Genomic DNA, 17,004 nt, shown 5'->3' with positions numbered 1-17,004 from the left:
CCGGACCACCGCAGCCAAGCGCTTCATCCCCGCTGGAGGCTAACGTTCCAGCCGGACCACCGCAGCCAAGCGCTTCAATCCCCGCTGGAGGCTAACGTTCCAGCCGGACCACCGCAGCCAAGCGCTTCATTGAGCCGTTCCGGCCCGTCCTTTCCCTTGCCCCTGACCCGCGCGAAACTCAACATATTTGTTTTGGTTGATCCGTTGGTCTGGATTTACTCCATCTCCGGCAGTTCGCCGGCGAGAAATATTATCGTTGGCAGGTCGTGCTCCTAGATGATGAAGAAGTCGGCCTTGGTCAACGCAAGCCCGGCGGCAAGCTTGGCAAACTCAACGGCTCCACCGGAAGCAGAACCATTGCTGTCGTAGATCAGTGCGCCCGTCGAGGAGTTGTAGATCACCCGGTCGCTCAAATCGGCGGCGGCTGAGCCGACACGGAAAGCGTCCGGCGACAGCCCGCCGTTCGCACCGACCGCCGTGAAGATGGCGTTGTCCAACCAGATGGTGTCGGCCGCGACGTTGAAGTCGGTGATCGTGTCCTTGTTGCTGGAGGTGTTAGGTGCCGTGTGGAACACGAAAATATCCGAACCGCTACCACCGGTCAGTCTGTCGTTGCCGGTCCCGCCGTAAAGCCTGTCGTTGCCGTTTCCACCATCGACCGCATCATTGCCGGCCCCAGCGCTCAGGGAATTGTTGCCAATGTTCCCGGTTATGGTGTTGCTGAGAGCGTTTCCGAGGGCGCTGATGTTTGCCGAGCCGGTCAGGGTTATATTTTCGACATTCGCGGCCATGGTCCAGCTAATGGACGACTGAACCAGATCCGTACCGCCTCCGGCAGCTTCGATCACGACGTCGCCGGCATGGTCGACGACAAACGTGTCGTTGCCTATGCCGCCAGTCATCTTGTCTGCACCTGCGCCACCGTTCAGCAGGTCGTTGCCTCCGGCGCCGTTCAGCACGTCGCTTTCCAGCGTGCCGGTCAAACTGTCGGCCTGGGGCGTGCCCGTAAGGGTTTTGCCCTTCACATCGGTGACCGCGATGGTGAGTGCCTGCGTATCGCTGAGGCCCGTCGCGTCAGTAGCCTTGATCGTCACGTCATAGACATTGTTCTTGCCAGTATCGTTTGGGGTCTCGAAGTCCGGTGCGGTCTTGAAAGACAAGGCACCGGTTCTCGCGTCGATCTGGAATAGTGCTTTGTCGGCGCCGCCGGAAATCGACCAGGTAATAGCCCCTTTCTCCGGATCGGCTGCCTTGGCCGTCGTCACTGTCTTTCCGTTTTCGGACATCGTGACCGACGCTTTGATGCCGCCACCGTTCGAGGTGATCACCGGCGCCTCGATGACATCGGTGACCACCACGGCAAACCACTCCGTATCGCTAAGACCGTCTGGATCGGTGGCCTTGATCGTGACGTCGTAAACGTTGTCCTTGCCGCGATCCTTCGGTGCCTCGTAGTCAGCGGCTGACTTGAACGACAGAACACCGGTTTTCACATCGATTTGGAACAGCGCCTGATCGAACCCGCCGGAAATCGACCAGGTGAGCGCGTCCTTGTCCTGATCGGATGCCTTAACAGTCGTCGCCGTCTTGCCGTTTTCGGCCATCGCCACAACGGCAACGTCGCTGCCGTTCGAATTGACCTTCGGTGCATCGTTGACGTCCGTCACTGTCACGGCGATCGCCTGCGTGTCGCTGAGCCCACCCGGATCCGTGGCCTTGATCGTCACGTCGTAGATATTGTTCTTCCCATCATCCTTCAGGGTCTCGTGGTCCGGTGCGGACTTGAAAGACAAGGCACCGGTCTTTGCATCGATCTGGAACAACGCCTTGTCGGCGCCGCCGGAAATCGACCATGTAACAGTGTCTTTGTCCGTGTCCTTTGCCTTCGCCGTCAGCACCGCCTTGCTGTTTTCGGCGGCATTGACCGCTGCCGAACTGCCCCCACCATTCGAAATGATGGCAAGCCCTTCATTGACGTTGGTCACGTTCACGGCAATGGCCTGCTGATCGGCGATTCCAAAATTGTTGATAGCCTGGACGACAACGTCGTAGACATTGTTCGTGCCAATGTCGGACGGATTATCGAAATCCTTTGCGTTTTTGAAGGAAAGGACCCCGGTTGTTGCATCGATGATGAATTGGGACGCGTCTGCTCCCCCGACGATTGAGAAGGTTACGCCATCCTGCTGCTTTGTTGTGACGGTGGTTACCGCAGTGCCATTTTCCGCGATAGTGACGGAGGCCGTTGGCCCCCCGCCATTCGACGAGATTGCAGGACCACCGATGTACCACACCGTGCCGTCGGCAAACCTTACTTCATCGGGGCGATCCCACTCGTAGAAAAAAATTTTTAGCCTGTCGCCGTTCACGTGCGAAAGTATCAGGTCGTAGCCCTGTCTCGACACAGTAATATCGGAGGCGCTAACGCTTGCATCGAAGACGATCACATCCATGGATAGATCGGAGCTATCCTCGTTTTCGATCGTAACTCTGCCCCATCCCGCCGAGATCTTATAGGTATCGGAGCCACCATTTCCGATAATCCAGTCCCCGTTTGAACCAATAAAGACGTCGTCTCCGTCCGTGCCTTCGACTGGCATTAGAAAATTCCCCCAACCCAACAAGAACCTCTGAATTTATGTCAGCGCATAGCAGATGATTCTTTGCGCATTATTTGAAGCAAGGTGTCGCTTCGTATTATTTTTGAGAAATTTCCCTTGCCTGGTGAAGCGGGCCTACAGGGTCGGGGCCAGCAAGCAGAATTTGCAGCCGTAGCCCACATGATCGCCACGAGCGTGGTTACGGCCACATCGTTGTCGCCGCGCTGACACTTATCGATTTCCTCGCCGGCTTGGGCGGGCCAAATTCCAAAAGCGCTGGATCTGCATCGCGCGCCCAAAGCTTTACAAAATAAAGTCTGTGACCCGCATGTCGATCGCGGCATCCAAGCGGATTGAGAAATCAATACCGCCATCCAGTGACACGCCCGACTCCCGGCGGGCTACGACGATTTATCACGGGACGTGCGGGTGTAAAATGCCAAAAACAGGGCGTACGATGCCCTCAACCATCTGGATTTATCAGGGGCTTTATCAGGCGAAGTCTGTTTCCCTCCAACAACTTAATCTCATGTGCGGCTTCCATGCGATAGAGCCGATTTATGATTTGATCTTGGGTAAACCCCTGTTCCATCAGGGCACTTCCTACAGGAAGAAGGCTCACCGGATTGTCCGGCGCTGCCTGCAGTGAAGATAGTAGGTCGGCCATGGCGGCTTTCAGTTCGTCGTCTGAGCGCATATCCTCTTCTCCATGAGGCATCGCTGAAAAACAATCGCGCAGATAATGTGCGTGGTCTTGCAAAGTTCCCGCCCCACGTCATCATCTCGAACGTGACCGTCTTCTCCCAAACTCCCTGATCCATGGATGCCTCACTGCTCGCCGGTTGCGGCGACAGCGTCGATGTTGATTTCAGTCGGGGCGGTATTCCCTTCGCCGAAGAGAGGCATAATCAAAAAAGAGCCGAGGATCACTATGAACATCGATAACAGGCATAGGCCGATAATGTTGACACGGTGATGCAATTTCTACCTGAAAACAAAGGCCCCGCGCTGAGGCGGGGCAGGAGGATGAACTAGGCCGTGAACTCATAATTGAGTGGTATAGGCTATGCAAGTTGGCTAATCGTAATGCATGTTAAAGTTTGTCAAATTGCAACTCGGCCAGGGTTGGGTGGCCGATCCAAATGCCCCAGAGCCGCAGGTTTCAGTTGTGGCCTCCTCCGCCAACGTCCGCTTCCGCTCGTAGAGGGTCGTGGACGACAAAACGCCGACGGGTATTCTCAGGGCTTTGGGCCTGTTTTCGAAGCCCAGTTCGAAAATTGAAGAGACATGGCGCACTTTGAGATTTGCTGGTTGCAGCCGCTGGCGCTGGGACAGCACCAATGATCATGAATGGTATAAGGCAGACGGCCATGGCCGCTACAGCGGTGTTGCACCTCGTTGGGGCGAGTTCTATGAGTTAATCGGTCCTGACCCCGACCGCGATGCCGTGTCTTGGGAAAAGATCGGAGCAGACACAGCCAGTTCTCGGCATTTTCTATATTATTTCCGCGATGAAACGCTCGAATTCATGGCCGAGGATTGGTCGTTTTTCCCAAGTTGACGGACTAGATCGGCGCTCCCACGCGAGCCACGCCGCCGCGGCATTTCGACATCTCGATTGTGGCCTTGCCATCTTTTCTCAGTGCTTTGATGCCGATATTGTCTTCTCGTATCTCTACCAGATTGCAATTCAAAGGTGATTTGAATGAAAAAGAACATCCTGATCGTCGGAGGCAGTTCCGGAGTTGGGCTTGAACTCGCTCGGCATTATGTCAACGAAGGTCATCGGGTGTGCTTTACCGGGCGCAAAGATCCTGGCTTGGCGAATGCGCAATTCTTCAAACTGTCTATTACGGCTTCTGTGGATGATCTTTCCAAGGGGATCAGCAACCTCACCGCCAGCTTTCAAGACGTGCATACGCTCGTCTACGCCGCTGGATTTCTGCAGCGCGGATCTATCGAAACACTGAATGATGAGGCGCTTACGACAATGACCAATGTGGGTCTGTTGGCTCCGATGATGCTGGCGGCGCGTCTGAAGCCTATTGCCCCGACGCCATTGAAGCTGCTACTGATCACATCAAGCTCTCAATATACGCCGAGGCCGCAAGAGCCTGCCTATTCGGCAACGAAGGCTGGTATGGCCATGCTCGGCGCTTCGCTTGTACGTGATCCAGGGTTTGGGAAGGTGCTCGTCGCCGCTCCCGCTGGTATCCGTACGCCGTTCTGGGAGAAAACAGACGAGGACACCAGCACTATGCTGGACCCGGTCTGGACAGCCGAACAAATCGTGGCCCTTTCCGGAGGATCCTTCAAATACAGGTATGCAAAGCTTCTGAGGCATCCAGCGCGTGTCGAAGTTGTCGAAACACTCGACAACGATTTCGCCTTCATCAATTGAAACCACGATGTCCACCATGGGCGCGAAGCTAACGTCCACGTCATCGCTGCGTTCTGTTCCATCTCCAGCAGTTCGCATGCCTGAAACAGTATCGTTGGCGGGCCAAATCCCCAAGTGCTGGATCCGGATCACGGCTCTGGTCAACGCGGTCTTTTGCCTGACAATCAATCGCGATCTAGGGGATTGTCACTCTGGACAATAGTATGATTTACTTACCAAAATGACGTCCGGCCATCGGATGCCGAAGAACAACCATGTGACATGGGGAACGGGAATGAACAGGGAAAAGCTTACGAACCACATTCGCCCGCTGCTTGCCGGTGCAGCTTTCTCGCTGCTGTTCGTTTCGGGCAGCATTGCTCCGGCCTTTGCGGAAACGCCGGCCGATACTCTCGTGCAGGCCTGGGCAATCGACGATACGATCACGCTTGACCCAGCCGAATCCTTCGAGCTGTCGCCGGCCGAGTTCATCGGCAATGCCTATGACATGCTGGTTCGCCTCGACATCGCCGACACGACTAAAGTCAAGGGCGGCGTCGCCGACAGCTGGACCGTGTCTGACGACGGCCTCACCTATACGTTCAAGCTGAAACCGGGCATCAAGTTCGCCTCCGGCAACCCGGTAACCGCCGAGGATGTCGCGTGGTCTTTCGAGCGCGTCGTCAAGCTCGACAAGAGCCCCGCCTTCATCCTCACCCAGTTCGGCCTGACCGGCGACAACGTTGCTGAAAAGGCCAAGGCCGTTGACGAAAGCACTTTCGTCTTCACCGTCGATAAGGCCTATGCGCCGAGCTTCGTGCTGAACTGCCTCACTGCCACCGTTGGCGCCGTGCTCGACAAGAAGCTGGTAATGGAGCACGCCGAAGCCAAGACGCCGAGCGACGAGTACAAATACGACACCGATTTCGGCTATGGCTGGCTGAAGACCAACTATGCCGGCTCCGGCCCGTTCAAGATTCGCGACTGGCGCGCCAACGAAATCCTAGTTCTGGAACGCAACGACAACTACTATGGCGAAAAGCCCGCGCTGACCCGGGTCATCTACCGCCACGTCAAGGAAAGCGCGACGCAGCGCCTGATGCTGGAAGCCGGCGACGTCGATGTCGCCCGCAACCTGGAGCCGGGCGATCTCGACGCCGTTTCGAAGAATGCGGATTTGACGACGACAAGCGCGCCGAAGGGCACAGTCTATTACATCAGCCTCAACCAGAAGAACGAGAACCTCGCCAAGCCCGAGGTGCGTGAGGCCTTCAAGTATCTCGTCGACTACGACGCGATTGGCGCGACCCTGATCAAGGGTATCGGCGAGATCCGCCAGACCTATCAGGCCAAGGGCGTGCTCGGCGCGCTGGAGGCAAGTCCTTACAAGTTCGACGTGGCGAAGGCCAAGGAACTGTTGGAGAAGGCTGGCCTGAAGGATGGCTTCTCCGTGACCTTCGACGTGCGCAACACGCAGCCGGTAACGGGCATCGCCGAATCCTTCCAGCAAACCGCCGGCCAGGCCGGCGTGAAGATCGAGATCATTCCCGGCGACGGCAAGCAGACGCTGACCAAGTACCGCGCCCGCAACCACGATCTCTATATTGGTCAGTGGGGCATGGACTACTGGGATCCGAACTCGAACGGCGAGGCCTTCACCTCCAATCCCGACAATGGCGACGATGCCTCCGTCAAGACGCTCGCCTGGCGCAATGCCTGGGATATTCCGGAACTGACCGCCGAGTCCAAGGCCGCCCTTCTGGAGCGTGACAACGCCAAGCGTGCGGCGATGTATGAAAAGCTGCAGCAGCAGGCACTGGAAACGAGCCCCTTCGTCATGATCTTCCAGCAGATCGAGGTCGCGGGCGTTCGTGGCAACGTCAAGGGCTACACGCTCGGCCCGAGCTTCGATTCCAACCCGCTCGCACCCGTGTCCAAGGAATAGTCTTCCTTGAGCATGATGGAAACGCGCAAGCAGGCGGGGCGCGCCAGATGGCGCGCCTATGGGCGGTTGAAATCGGTGGTGGGATTCCTCGTCGTCGTCGCCACCACCTATCTCGGCCTGCTCGCCGTCACCTTCTTCATCGGCCGCGTCGTGCCGATCGATCCGGTTCTGGCGATCGTCGGCGATCGGGCGCCTGCCCATGTGGTGGAGCGCGTGCGGCTGGAAATGGGGTTGAACCTGCCCTATTACCAGCAGTTCTGGCTCTATATGAAAGGCGTGCTCAGCGGTGATTTCGGCACATCGGTGCTGACGACAAACCCTGTAATGACCGACATTCGCCGCGTCTTCCCCGCGACCATGGAGCTGGCCACCGTCGGGACGATCATCGGCGCGCTCCTCGGTATTCCGCTCGGCGTGCTCGCGGCCGTCAGGCGCGGCAGCATTAGCGACCAGGTGGTGCGCATCGTCGGCCTCGTCGGCTATTCGGTGCCGATCTTCTGGCTCGGCCTGCTCGCCCTGCTCGTCTTCTATGCACGCCTCGGGTGGGTCTCTGGCCCCGGCCGCATCGATGTCGTATTCGAGTACACGTTCACGCCGGTTACTGGCTTCTTCCTGTTGGATGCAATCATCAATCGCGACTGGGCAGCATTCCGCGACATCGTCTCGCACATCATCCTGCCGGCCTCGCTGCTCGGCTATTTCTCCATGGCCTACATCAGCCGGATGACACGCTCCTTCATGCTGAACGAGCTTGGCCAGGAATACATCGTCGCAGCGCGTGCCAAAGGCCTGTCAGAGGCCCGCATCATTTGGGGTCATGCATTGCGCAATGCCGCCGTGCCGCTCATCACTGTGATCGCGCTCTCCTATGCCGGCCTGCTCGAAGGCTCGGTGCTGACGGAGACCGTCTTCGCCTGGCCGGGGCTTGGTCTCTACATCACCAATTCCCTACAAAACGCCGACATGAACGCGGTGCTAGGCGGCACCATCGTCATCGGTTCCGTCTTCATCGCCATCAATCTTCTCTCCGACGTGCTCTACCGCATGCTCGATCCCCGAACGAGGACACGATGAGGGAAGTCACCATGACCCGTCGCGAATGGCTCCTGACCGACAGGCCGCAATCGCGCATGCAGGCCCGGCTCGGCCGTGCCTATGTCGCCTGGCGGCGGTTTACCGCCAACCGTCTCGCCGTCATCGGCCTTGTCATCATTCTCGGCCTCGTCGTCCTCGCCGCTTTTGCCCCGTTGCTGGCACCCCATTCGCCTTATATCGGCGATCTTGCCAAGGCGCGCCTGCTGTCGCCAGGGCCGGGGCATTGGCTTGGCACGGATGATCAAGGCCGCGATATCCTGTCGCGCCTCATCTACGGCTCACGGCTGACCTTGCAGGTTGTGCTGCTGGTTGCGGTCATTGCCGCACCCATCGGCCTTCTCGTCGGCACGGTCGCCGGTTATGCGGGTGGCTGGATGGATGCGGTACTGATGCGCATCACCGATATCTTCCTCGCCTTCCCGAAACTCGTGCTGGCGCTCGCCTTTGTCGCAGCTCTTGGGCCAGGCATCGGCAACGCCATCATCGCCATCGCCATCACCTCCTGGCCGCCCTATGCGCGCATCGCGCGCGCCGAGACGCTGACGGTGCGCAATTCCGACTATATTCTGGCAGTGCAACTGATGGGAGCCTCGCCCTGGCGCATCGTGCTGCGCCATATCATGCCGCTTTGCATCTCCTCCCTCATCGTGCGTGTGACGCTCGACATGGCGGGTATCATCTTGACGGCCGCCGGCCTTGGCTTCCTCGGCCTCGGCGCGCAGCCGCCACTGCCCGAGTGGGGCGCGATGATCGCTTCCGGCCGGCGCTTCATCCTCGATCAATGGTGGGTAGCCGCGGCTCCGGGCTTCGCGATCCTCATCGTCAGTCTCGGCTTCAACCTGCTGGGTGACGGCCTTCGAGATGCGCTCGATCCGCGTGGGAGCGGCCAATGAGGGCGCTGCTTGATGTCGAGGACCTTCGCGTGTCTTTCCCAACGCGCACCGGCGTCATCGAAGCCGTGCGCGGCGTCTCCTTCACACTTGGCCGCGAGCGGCTCGGCATTGTCGGTGAGAGCGGTTCCGGCAAGTCCCAGACCGGCCGCGCTATCATGGGGCTGACCGCCGAACACGGCGTGATCGCGGCCAGCAAGCTTGATTTCAACGGCACTGATCTCCTCAAGGCCTCGAAGGCAGAGCGACGCGCGCTGCGGGGCAAACGCATCGCGATGATCCTGCAGGATCCGAAATATTCGCTGAACCCGGTCATGACCATCGGCCGGCAGATCGTCGAAACGCTGCGCACGCACGAGCCGGTCGGCAGGGCGGAGGCGAAGAGGCGCACGCTCGACATGCTGGCTGCCGTGCAGATCCGTGATCCTGAACGCGTTTTCGGCCTCTATCCGCACGAGGTTTCCGGCGGCATGGGCCAGCGCGCGATGATCGCCATGATGCTGATTGCCGGCCCGGAACTTTTGATTGCCGACGAACCGACCTCGGCGCTCGACGTGACGGTGCAGCTCGACGTTCTCGGCATCCTCAATCGTCTTGTCGCCGAGCGCGGCATGGGGCTGATCTTCATCTCGCACGACCTGCGCCTCGTCTCCTCGTTCTGCGACCGGGTCATCGTCATGTATGCCGGTCGCATCATGGAGGAACTGCCGGCTGCGCGGCTTGCCGACGCACAGCATCCCTACACCCGTGGCCTGCTAAACTGCATGCCCGAGATCGGCGCTGAGCGGCACCCGCTACCGGTGCTCGACCGGAAGCCGGAGTGGATGACATGACACCGGCCCTCGCCATAGAAGGCCTCGGCGTCGCCTTCGACGATTTCGTGGCGCTCGAGGATGTCAGCCTTTCAGTGGCGCATGGCGCGTCCTTCGGTCTTGTCGGCGAATCCGGCTCCGGCAAGTCAACGCTTTTGCGCGCCGTGGCGGGCGTTGCTCCGGTTTCTGCAGGTGCAATTGCAGTCGACGGTACGATACTCGGAAAACGGCGCGACAAAGCCTTCTACCGCAAGGTCCAGATGGTGTTCCAGGACCCCTATGGTTCACTCCATCCGCGCCAGACGGTAGATCGACTGCTCCTTGAGCCCCTTGCCATCCATGGCTTCGACGATACCGAAGGCCGTATCGTGCACGCGCTCGACGAGGTCGGGCTTGGGTCAAGCTTCCGCTTCCGCTATTCGCACCAACTGTCCGGCGGCCAGCGGCAGCGCGTGGCGATTGCGCGCGCATTGATTCTCGAGCCGTCCATCCTTTTGCTCGACGAGCCGACATCGGCGCTCGATGCATCCGTTCAAGCCGAAGTGCTGAATCTGCTCGAGCAGTTGCGCGCCGCGCGGCAACTCACTTACGTGATGGTCAGTCACGATCTCGCCGTCATCACTCATTTGTGCGACCGGTTGATGGTCATGCAGAACGGTCGCACTGTGGAGCAACTCGCTTCTGCCGACCTCGCCGCCGGCAAGGTGACGCAGGATTATACACGCGGCTTGCTAGCCGCCAGCAAGGGTTTCCGCCGTGACCAGTGAGCGTTTGATAGGTGGTTTACAGAATGATTTTTGGTGCAATCTTCAGCATTGAACTGCGAAGAGCCGCAATCGCTGGACGCTCATGACGCCATCCACGGCGAGGCGCTGCTGCCGGGCGGGCGGCCCAAGAGCGATCACTGAATGATGCACGTCCCTGTCCAATCACTGCATTGGCGGCCAGCGCAGCTCGCCAGCGCCAAGACGCCGGCGTGATAGCGATGGCCTTCCTCAAAGCATCGTCCTCACGCCTGGCGATGTATACATCGTTCAAATTGCCGGCCATGAATCTGGCAACCTCCATATCCAGCCCGTCTTGCGGCACGCCGTTCACCTCGGCCGTCAGCCCCGTGAAGATGTCATAGACCGCCCACAGGCCGGTCCCGTCTTCGCGCATATCGTAGCGGTTCTGAGGCTTAGGTTTCGCCGGCATCAATTCCTCCTAGCGCTTCTTGAACGATACCGCGATTCATTTGCCTTACAAGAGAGGCGATTGTTCTTGTTTAGGCCTCGTATCCGAACCGTGGTAGAAGCAGTCTAGCGTACAGGAGAATGAGCATGGCGTCGTATTTCGTGGTTCAGTCCTTCAGCCCGGGTAAGCGCGGCTTGAAGCCAGACATTGCTGTCCAAGCCAATAGCGTCGTGCATGCAAGGCGGGTGGCCGAACGCCTGGCATTGAGTAAACCCATGGTCTTCGCGACTGTAATGGAGGGAGATCCAGAGAGCGGCGACTTTGGTGAGCCGAAGCTGATCTATTTCCATGGTGACGAAATGCCGGAGGAAGTCAGCAATATGCAACCGGTATAGGGGAGGCGCGTTGCGGTAGGGGGCAATATCCTCGCCCAGTGGGCTTCCTTGACGAGAACCGCAAAGCCCGACTTCCCAGACGCGCTTCACGGCTCTCGTTTTGCGGCCATCTGATTGGGGGGAACCAAAATGCTCAGTGGGTACCGGGCGACCGCGCCTCAACAACCGTGATCGCCGCGGCTTGTTCCCCGTGCGCCGCATTATTCCATCGCCGCTAGCTCGCCGGCCTGAAACACGATCGTCCGCGGCCGATAGTTCCTTAGCTGTCGATCGAAGCAAACGCCGCCATTGCCTGGCGACGCGTGACGTCGGTCCTATGGCTAAGGCACCAATCAGATCACAAAGAAGTCAGCCGCTGTCAGCGTTGGCGTTCCCGACAACGTCGCGAATTTCACCGCGGCGTACGCGCTTCCAGAACCATCACGATCGAAGAACAGGCTCCCGGTGTCGGAGTTGTAGAGGATGCGGTCGCTGGCGTCCTTCAGCCCCAGCGTGACATCCTTGAACATGCTTGACGCAAGTTCGCCGGCCGCAAGGCCGAGGAAGACCGCATTGTCGATCTGCATCACGTCATCCACACGACTGAAGTCGGTGATCTTGTCGATGTTTGTGCTCGCGTTCGGGGCAGTATTGAAAACGAACGTGTCCTTGCCTGCTCCGCCCGTGAGCGTATCGTTACCGAGCCCGCCATAGAGCTTGTCATTGCCGTTGCCACCGCCGATCGCGTCGTTGCCGGCGCCGCCGTTGAGGGAATTGTTGCCGGTGTTCCCAAGCATGGTGTTGTTGAGGCTATTGCCAGCGGCACTGATGTTCGCAGAGCCGATCAGAGTAACCTTCTCGACATTGGCGGCCAGGGTCCAACTGACCGAGGACTTAACCAAATCCGTGCCTCCTCCCGCAGCCTCGATCACGACGTCGCCGGCATTGTCGACGATATAGGTGTCGTTGCCGGCACCGCCGGCCATCTTATCCGCACCGGCACCGCCGTTGAGGATGTTGTTGCCGGCGTTACCGGTCAGAGTGTTGGAGGCAGAATTGCCGGTGCCGTTGATGGCAGCGGTTCCAGTCAGGATCAGTCTCTCGACATTGCTTGCCAGCGTGTGGCTGACGGATGCCTTGACGGTGTCCGTTCCGGCATTGCTGCCTTCGGTGACGACGTCGCCGGCGTTGTCGAGGACATAAATGTCGTTGCCTGTGCCGCCAATCATCTTGTCTGCACCTGCGCCACCGTTCAGCAGGTCGTTGCCTCCGGCGCCGTTCAGCACGTCGCTTTCCAGCGTGCCGGTCAAACTGTCGGTCTGGGGCGTGCCCGTAAGGGTTTTGCCCTTCACATCGGTGACCGCGATGGTGAGTGCCTGCGTATCGCTGAGGCCCGTCGCGTCAGTAGCCTTGATCGTCACGTCATAGACATTGTTCTTGCCAGTATCGTTTGGGGTCTCGAAGTCCGGTGCGGTCTTGAAAGACAAGGCACCGGTTCTCGCGTCGATCTGGAACAGTGCCATGTCAGCGCCGCCGGAGATCGACCAGGCAATAGCCCCTTTCTCCGGATCGGCAGCCTTGGCTGTTGTCACCGACTTGGTGTTTTCGCCTAAAACAATCGCTGAAGTCGTCCCTCCGCCATTCGAGGTGATGATGGGAGCCTCGCTTAAGTTGCCTACCGTCACGGCTAGCGTCTGTGTATCGCTGAGACCCGTCCCGTCAGTAGCCTTGATCGTCACGTCATAAACGTTGTTCTTGCCAATGTCCTTCGGGGTCTCGTAGTCCGGTGCGGACTTGAACGACAAGGCACCGGTTTTCGTATCGATCTGAAAGAGCGCCATGTCGGCTCCGCCGGAAATTGACCATGCAATAGCCCCTTTCTCCGGATCGGCTGCCTTGGCTGTCGTTACAGTCTTGTTGTTTTCGCCGATCTTGATCGCAGATGTAGTGCCACCACCGTTAGAGGTGATGATGGGAGCCTCGCTGACATTGGTCACCTTTACGGAAACTGCCTGCGTGTCGCCGAACCCGCCTGCATCCGTGGCCTTGATCGTCACGTCGTAAATATTGTTCTTGCCATTGTCCTTCGGCGTTTCGAAGTCCGGTGCGGACTTGAATGTCAGCGCACCGGTCGTCGCGTCGATCTGGAAGAGCGCCTTGTCCGCGCCGCCGGAAATCGACCAGGTGATAACAGCATTTTCTGGATCCGTTGCTGTCACCGTCAGCACCGTCGTCTTGTTTTCGGCCAGATTGACGGACGCCGAAGCGCCTCCGCCGTTTGAAGTGATGACGGCCGGCTCGTTGACATCGGTCACCGTAACTTTCAGCCACTGCTCGTCGAAAAAGCCTTTTTGATCCCGGACCTGCACAAGGACGTCGTAAGTATTATTGTTGCCGTAGTCGGTAGGGTTCTCGAAATTCACGCCACCCTTGAACGAGAGTTCCCCTGTGACCGCGTCGATCTGGAATGCTGCCCCATCCTCTATAGTCTCTACAGAGTACGTGAGGCCTTCATTGTCCGCGTCCGTCGCTGTGAAGCTCCACTTCGCGTTGGTGTTCTCAGCGATGCTGATCGCATGTTCGTTGACGCCACCAAATGAGGTCATCAGCGGTCGATGAAAACTGGTGCCGTCGGCGAAGCGGAATTCGTTGGGCTGTCGCTCGGAATAATGAAAGAAGCGATCAATCGTTAGGCGGTCTTGCCCGTTGACATGCGTCAAATGGAGATTACCGTCGCTGGCCGACCAAATAATATCTGAAGAGGAAACACTTGCATCGAAGATGACTACATCGGTCTCGTTTTCGTCTTCCGCGTCGGACCCATTAAATATGGTATCCCAGCCCCAGCCGGCTGAAAACAGGTAGGTGTTCGACCCCCTGCCTCCACCAAGCCAGTCATCGCCGGCGCCGCCACTCAGGACGTCGTCCCCGTCGAAGGTAAAAATTTCGTCGTCGCCTGAGCCGGAGCGGATCGTCAGGTCAGTATTGGCATCGACATAAACAGCGGACTCGTCGTCGGGATGGCCCCAAACCAGTCCGTAGCCACGCTGGTTGAGCTCCCAGGTCATCGTGGACATATCGATCTCGAGCTTTTCAAAACCTCGAAGGATCATCCAACCGTATGCATCCTGGTCAACGATCGCTGTGTCCACCCCAGACCCGCCCCAGAACATGTTATTTTCAGCCAAGATGAATTTGGCGCCGGTAAGGTCCAGGCGGTCGTTGCCGCTTCCGAAGGTCAGCTCGTACGTTTCAAAGTCGGATATCACTGTATTTGGAGCGATCGTGTAGGGGCCCGATTCAAGATCGGACATGCGCACATTTAGTGCAGTGATCAGGCTCGACAGGTCCAGAATGAGGATGTCGTTACCGTTCCCGCCAGAAATCGTGTCGCCCACGGTGCCGGAAAGTGTATCATCACCCGGTGTTCCATTTATGATAGCCATTTGAGAGATCCCCGCCGCCACCTACCTAGGATAGCATCTTCTATCAGCCAATTGTTTGCGCAATATTTGAAAATTGAAAAAATCCGCTCAGAGCAGCACAGCGGCTCCGACGCCCCGCAGACTAACGCGGGACTGGCTTGCCTACCCTAGTCGCGAGATATGTGTAATTATGCTCGCGTAAATTACGAAAATATTTCAGGTATTTAGGGCGCATGTATGCACTGGTCTGCGGTTCGAATGTTATCAAGGCTCATACACTCGCAAGGCATCTTGCTCGAGCTAACGGTGGTTCACTCGCAACGAGGGTTTGAATAGCCCCGAGTTTCGTAGACACCCTCGGGTTAGATTTTCTGCTGCTTCTCGAACTCGACGGGCGACAGTATTCCGTTTCTGACGTGTTTGCGTTTCGGGTTGTAGAACATCTCGATGTAGTCGAACACGTCCTGGCGAGCTTCATCGCGGGAACGGTAGACCCTGCGACGTATCCTCTCTCGCTTCAGAAGATTGAAGAAGCTCTCGGCCCCCGCATTGTCATGGCAGTTGCCACGTCGGCTCATCGAGTGAACTAGATTGTGGTGCTTGAGGAACGAGGCCCAGTCCATGCTGGTGAACTGCGAACCCTGATCCGAATGAATCAGCACCTTGTCCTTCGGCTTTCGCCTCCACACCGCCATGAGCAGAGCCTGCAATACGACGTCCGTGGTCTGTCGGCTCTGCATCGCCCAGCCGATGACACGGCGGGAATAGAGGTCGATGACAACCGCAAGGTAAGCGAAGCCCTCGCAGGTTCGGATGTAGGTGATGTCCGTGACCCAGGCCTTATCCGGAGCCGCGACATCAAATTGCCGGTCGAGTGTGTTGTCGATAGCGACGGCAGGCCTGCCGCCATAGATGCCGGGACGGCGTTTGTAGCCAATCTACGCCTTGATCCCGGCGAGACGGGTCAGACGTGCGACCCGGTTCGGGCAGCACATCTCTCCCTGATCGAGAAGGTCGTCGTGCAGCTTGCGATAACCGTAAACCTTACCGCTCTCTTCCCATGCCTTCAGGAGCAGATCGGTCTGCCGCTTGTCCTCGTTGGCTCGCCTGCTCAGCGGGTTCTTCAGCCAGGTGTAAAATCCACTCGGGTGAACCCGCAGAAGGCGGCACATCGTCCGCACAGAAAACTGCAAGCGATGCAGGGCAATGAACGCGTACTTCACTTTGCATCTCTGGCGAAATACGCGGCCGCTTTTTTTAGGATATCTCGCTCCTCGGTGACGCGAGCTAGTTCCTTCTTCAGCCGCCTGATCTCCTCGGCCTCGTCGTTGCCCTTGGTGTTCGACGCTGCAAACTTCTTCTTCCATTCGTAGAGGGAATGCTGGCTCACGCCGAGACGTTGCGAAACCTCTGCAACCGGATAGCCTCGCTCCGTGATCTGACGCACAGCGTCGCGCTTAAACTCTTCGCTGAAATTCGATTTGCTCATGATGCTCTTCCTGCCTCAAAATTAGGAAAGAAGGCGTCTACAAATTTAGGGGCAATTCAACCCACTGAACTACGCGGTTGGCGGTTCGACTCCTTTCAAGAGCAAACGGACGGGCCTTCTGCCTGCGAGCATGGGTGAGGTGCCAGTTTCTTGTCATCGTGGTCCGGTGTAGTACTTTGAACAGGGTAGCATCGCTTTTCCCGCTCAGCTCCCTGGAGCATCCCGCGTTGGAAGGGAGTTCGCGTGAGCAGCCGCTTCGCCAGAGTAAGGGAAATCATCTCCCATTTGACGGTCGCCCTCGTAGACCTTGAAGGTAGGGCCCTCGACTTCAATGATCTTGTATCCGTTCACGTATTCGATCTTTGGCGTTTTCCAACCCATGATGAGTTCTCCTATTCAAGGTCCTGTATTCTCTACCTGGGGAAATGCTATCGACAGCCCATGCCCGCCGATCTATCGGAGCACATTTGTGGTTGCAGGGTCTCAATGTGGTAACTCGCACTGCCGATTATAAGATGTTCGCGCAAGAGACTGACTTCCTGGAGTCGGGCCTGCGGTTCGATTCGGTTCAAGGCGTTAACAGCTCGCCTGTAATCCCCGGGGACACCGGCAGCTACTGGCCGGCAGGCCCCGCGCCCCTCAGGCACAACTTGCGCGAAGGGCCGCCAAACGACACACTTCGATCGTGACCGAAGCTTTGCTTCCGGGAAGCTGCCATAAGAGCCTGTCGCCATCGGAGCCCAGGTCATGACATCTTGCCAACCATCCAGGATAAAACCCTTTTTCGGCTGGCACGTGGTCGCCGCGACCTTCGTGCT

At 58.1% G+C, this 17,004-nt stretch carries 13 protein-coding genes and 1 pseudogene; 8 read left to right on the top strand and 6 right to left on the bottom strand.

All coding sequences use genetic code 11. The features are described 5' to 3' along the window. Positions 1-272: 272 nt before the first annotated feature. Together AC1RT2_RS32030 and AC1RT2_RS32025 are read right to left on the bottom strand one after the other, a co-directional pair. On the bottom strand, positions 273-2,600 hold the full coding sequence (locus tag AC1RT2_RS32030; RefSeq protein ID WP_493108483.1) for a hypothetical protein: 2,328 nt from the start codon (positions 2,598-2,600) through the stop codon (positions 273-275). A 463-nt stretch (positions 2,601-3,063) separates the two neighbouring features. Further along, complete coding sequence (locus tag AC1RT2_RS32025) at positions 3,064-3,297, bottom strand: hypothetical protein (protein ID WP_493108482.1); 234 nt, start codon at positions 3,295-3,297, stop codon at positions 3,064-3,066. A gap of 513 nt (positions 3,298-3,810) precedes the next feature. Between AC1RT2_RS32025 and AC1RT2_RS32020 the strand changes: the two genes are divergently transcribed. The 7 genes from AC1RT2_RS32020 (at position 3,811) to AC1RT2_RS31990 (ending at position 10,489) form a co-directional block, all read left to right on the top strand. Continuing rightward, complete coding sequence (locus tag AC1RT2_RS32020) at positions 3,811-4,161, top strand: hypothetical protein (RefSeq protein ID WP_493107606.1); 351 nt, start codon at positions 3,811-3,813, stop codon at positions 4,159-4,161. Positions 4,162-4,305: 144 nt separating this feature from the next. Next, positions 4,306-5,001: an SDR family NAD(P)-dependent oxidoreductase gene (locus tag AC1RT2_RS32015; RefSeq protein ID WP_493108481.1), complete on the top strand. Its 696-nt coding sequence runs from the start codon at positions 4,306-4,308 to the stop codon at positions 4,999-5,001. A 274-nt stretch (positions 5,002-5,275) separates the two neighbouring features. Further along, positions 5,276-6,925 carry an ABC transporter substrate-binding protein gene (locus tag AC1RT2_RS32010; RefSeq protein WP_493108480.1) on the top strand — a complete coding sequence of 550 codons (1,650 nt, stop codon included), beginning with the start codon at positions 5,276-5,278 and terminating at the stop codon, positions 6,923-6,925. A 12-nt stretch (positions 6,926-6,937) separates the two neighbouring features. Beyond that, a complete protein-coding gene (locus AC1RT2_RS32005) occupies positions 6,938-7,999 on the top strand; it encodes an ABC transporter permease (RefSeq protein WP_493108484.1) in 1,062 nt (353 codons plus the stop codon). A gap of 11 nt (positions 8,000-8,010) precedes the next feature. Then, positions 8,011-8,913, top strand: a complete 903-nt coding sequence (gene nikC, locus AC1RT2_RS32000; RefSeq protein ID WP_493108479.1) for a nickel transporter permease — start codon at positions 8,011-8,013, stop codon at positions 8,911-8,913. After that, entirely contained in the window at positions 8,910-9,743 is an 834-nt protein-coding gene (locus AC1RT2_RS31995) for an ABC transporter ATP-binding protein (protein WP_493108478.1), read from the top strand. Before nikC ends, AC1RT2_RS31995 begins: the two co-directional genes overlap by 4 nt. Beyond that, entirely contained in the window at positions 9,740-10,489 is a 750-nt protein-coding gene (locus tag AC1RT2_RS31990) for an ABC transporter ATP-binding protein (RefSeq protein WP_493108477.1), read from the top strand. Before AC1RT2_RS31995 ends, AC1RT2_RS31990 begins: the two co-directional genes overlap by 4 nt. A 16-nt stretch (positions 10,490-10,505) precedes the next feature. Here AC1RT2_RS31990 and AC1RT2_RS31985 read toward each other — a convergent pair whose 3' ends face one another. Next, on the bottom strand, positions 10,506-10,919 hold the full coding sequence (locus AC1RT2_RS31985) for a hypothetical protein (RefSeq protein WP_493108476.1): 414 nt from the start codon (positions 10,917-10,919) through the stop codon (positions 10,506-10,508). 125 nt (positions 10,920-11,044) lie between these two features. On the opposite strand from AC1RT2_RS31985, the gene AC1RT2_RS31980 reads away from it, so the two are divergent. Next, entirely contained in the window at positions 11,045-11,293 is a 249-nt protein-coding gene (locus AC1RT2_RS31980; RefSeq protein ID WP_493108475.1) for a hypothetical protein, read from the top strand. A 332-nt stretch (positions 11,294-11,625) separates the two neighbouring features. Here AC1RT2_RS31980 and AC1RT2_RS31975 read toward each other — a convergent pair whose 3' ends face one another. The 3 genes and pseudogenes from AC1RT2_RS31975 to AC1RT2_RS31965 form a co-directional block, all read right to left on the bottom strand. Further along, positions 11,626-14,718: a cadherin domain-containing protein gene (locus AC1RT2_RS31975; protein WP_493108474.1), complete on the bottom strand. Its 3,093-nt coding sequence runs from the start codon at positions 14,716-14,718 to the stop codon at positions 11,626-11,628. Positions 14,719-15,059: 341 nt separating this feature from the next. Next, positions 15,060-16,186, bottom strand: a pseudogene (locus tag AC1RT2_RS31970) (IS3 family transposase). A 204-nt stretch (positions 16,187-16,390) separates the two neighbouring features. Then, positions 16,391-16,567, bottom strand: a complete 177-nt coding sequence (locus tag AC1RT2_RS31965; protein ID WP_171902470.1) for a hypothetical protein — start codon at positions 16,565-16,567, stop codon at positions 16,391-16,393. Positions 16,568-17,004: the final 437 nt, after the last annotated feature.

It is taken from the genome of Shinella sp. GW821-FHT11G07 (genome assembly GCF_058808115.1).
Note: the sequence above shows the minus strand (reverse complement) of the source record. Positions and strands in the feature narration are given on the sequence as shown.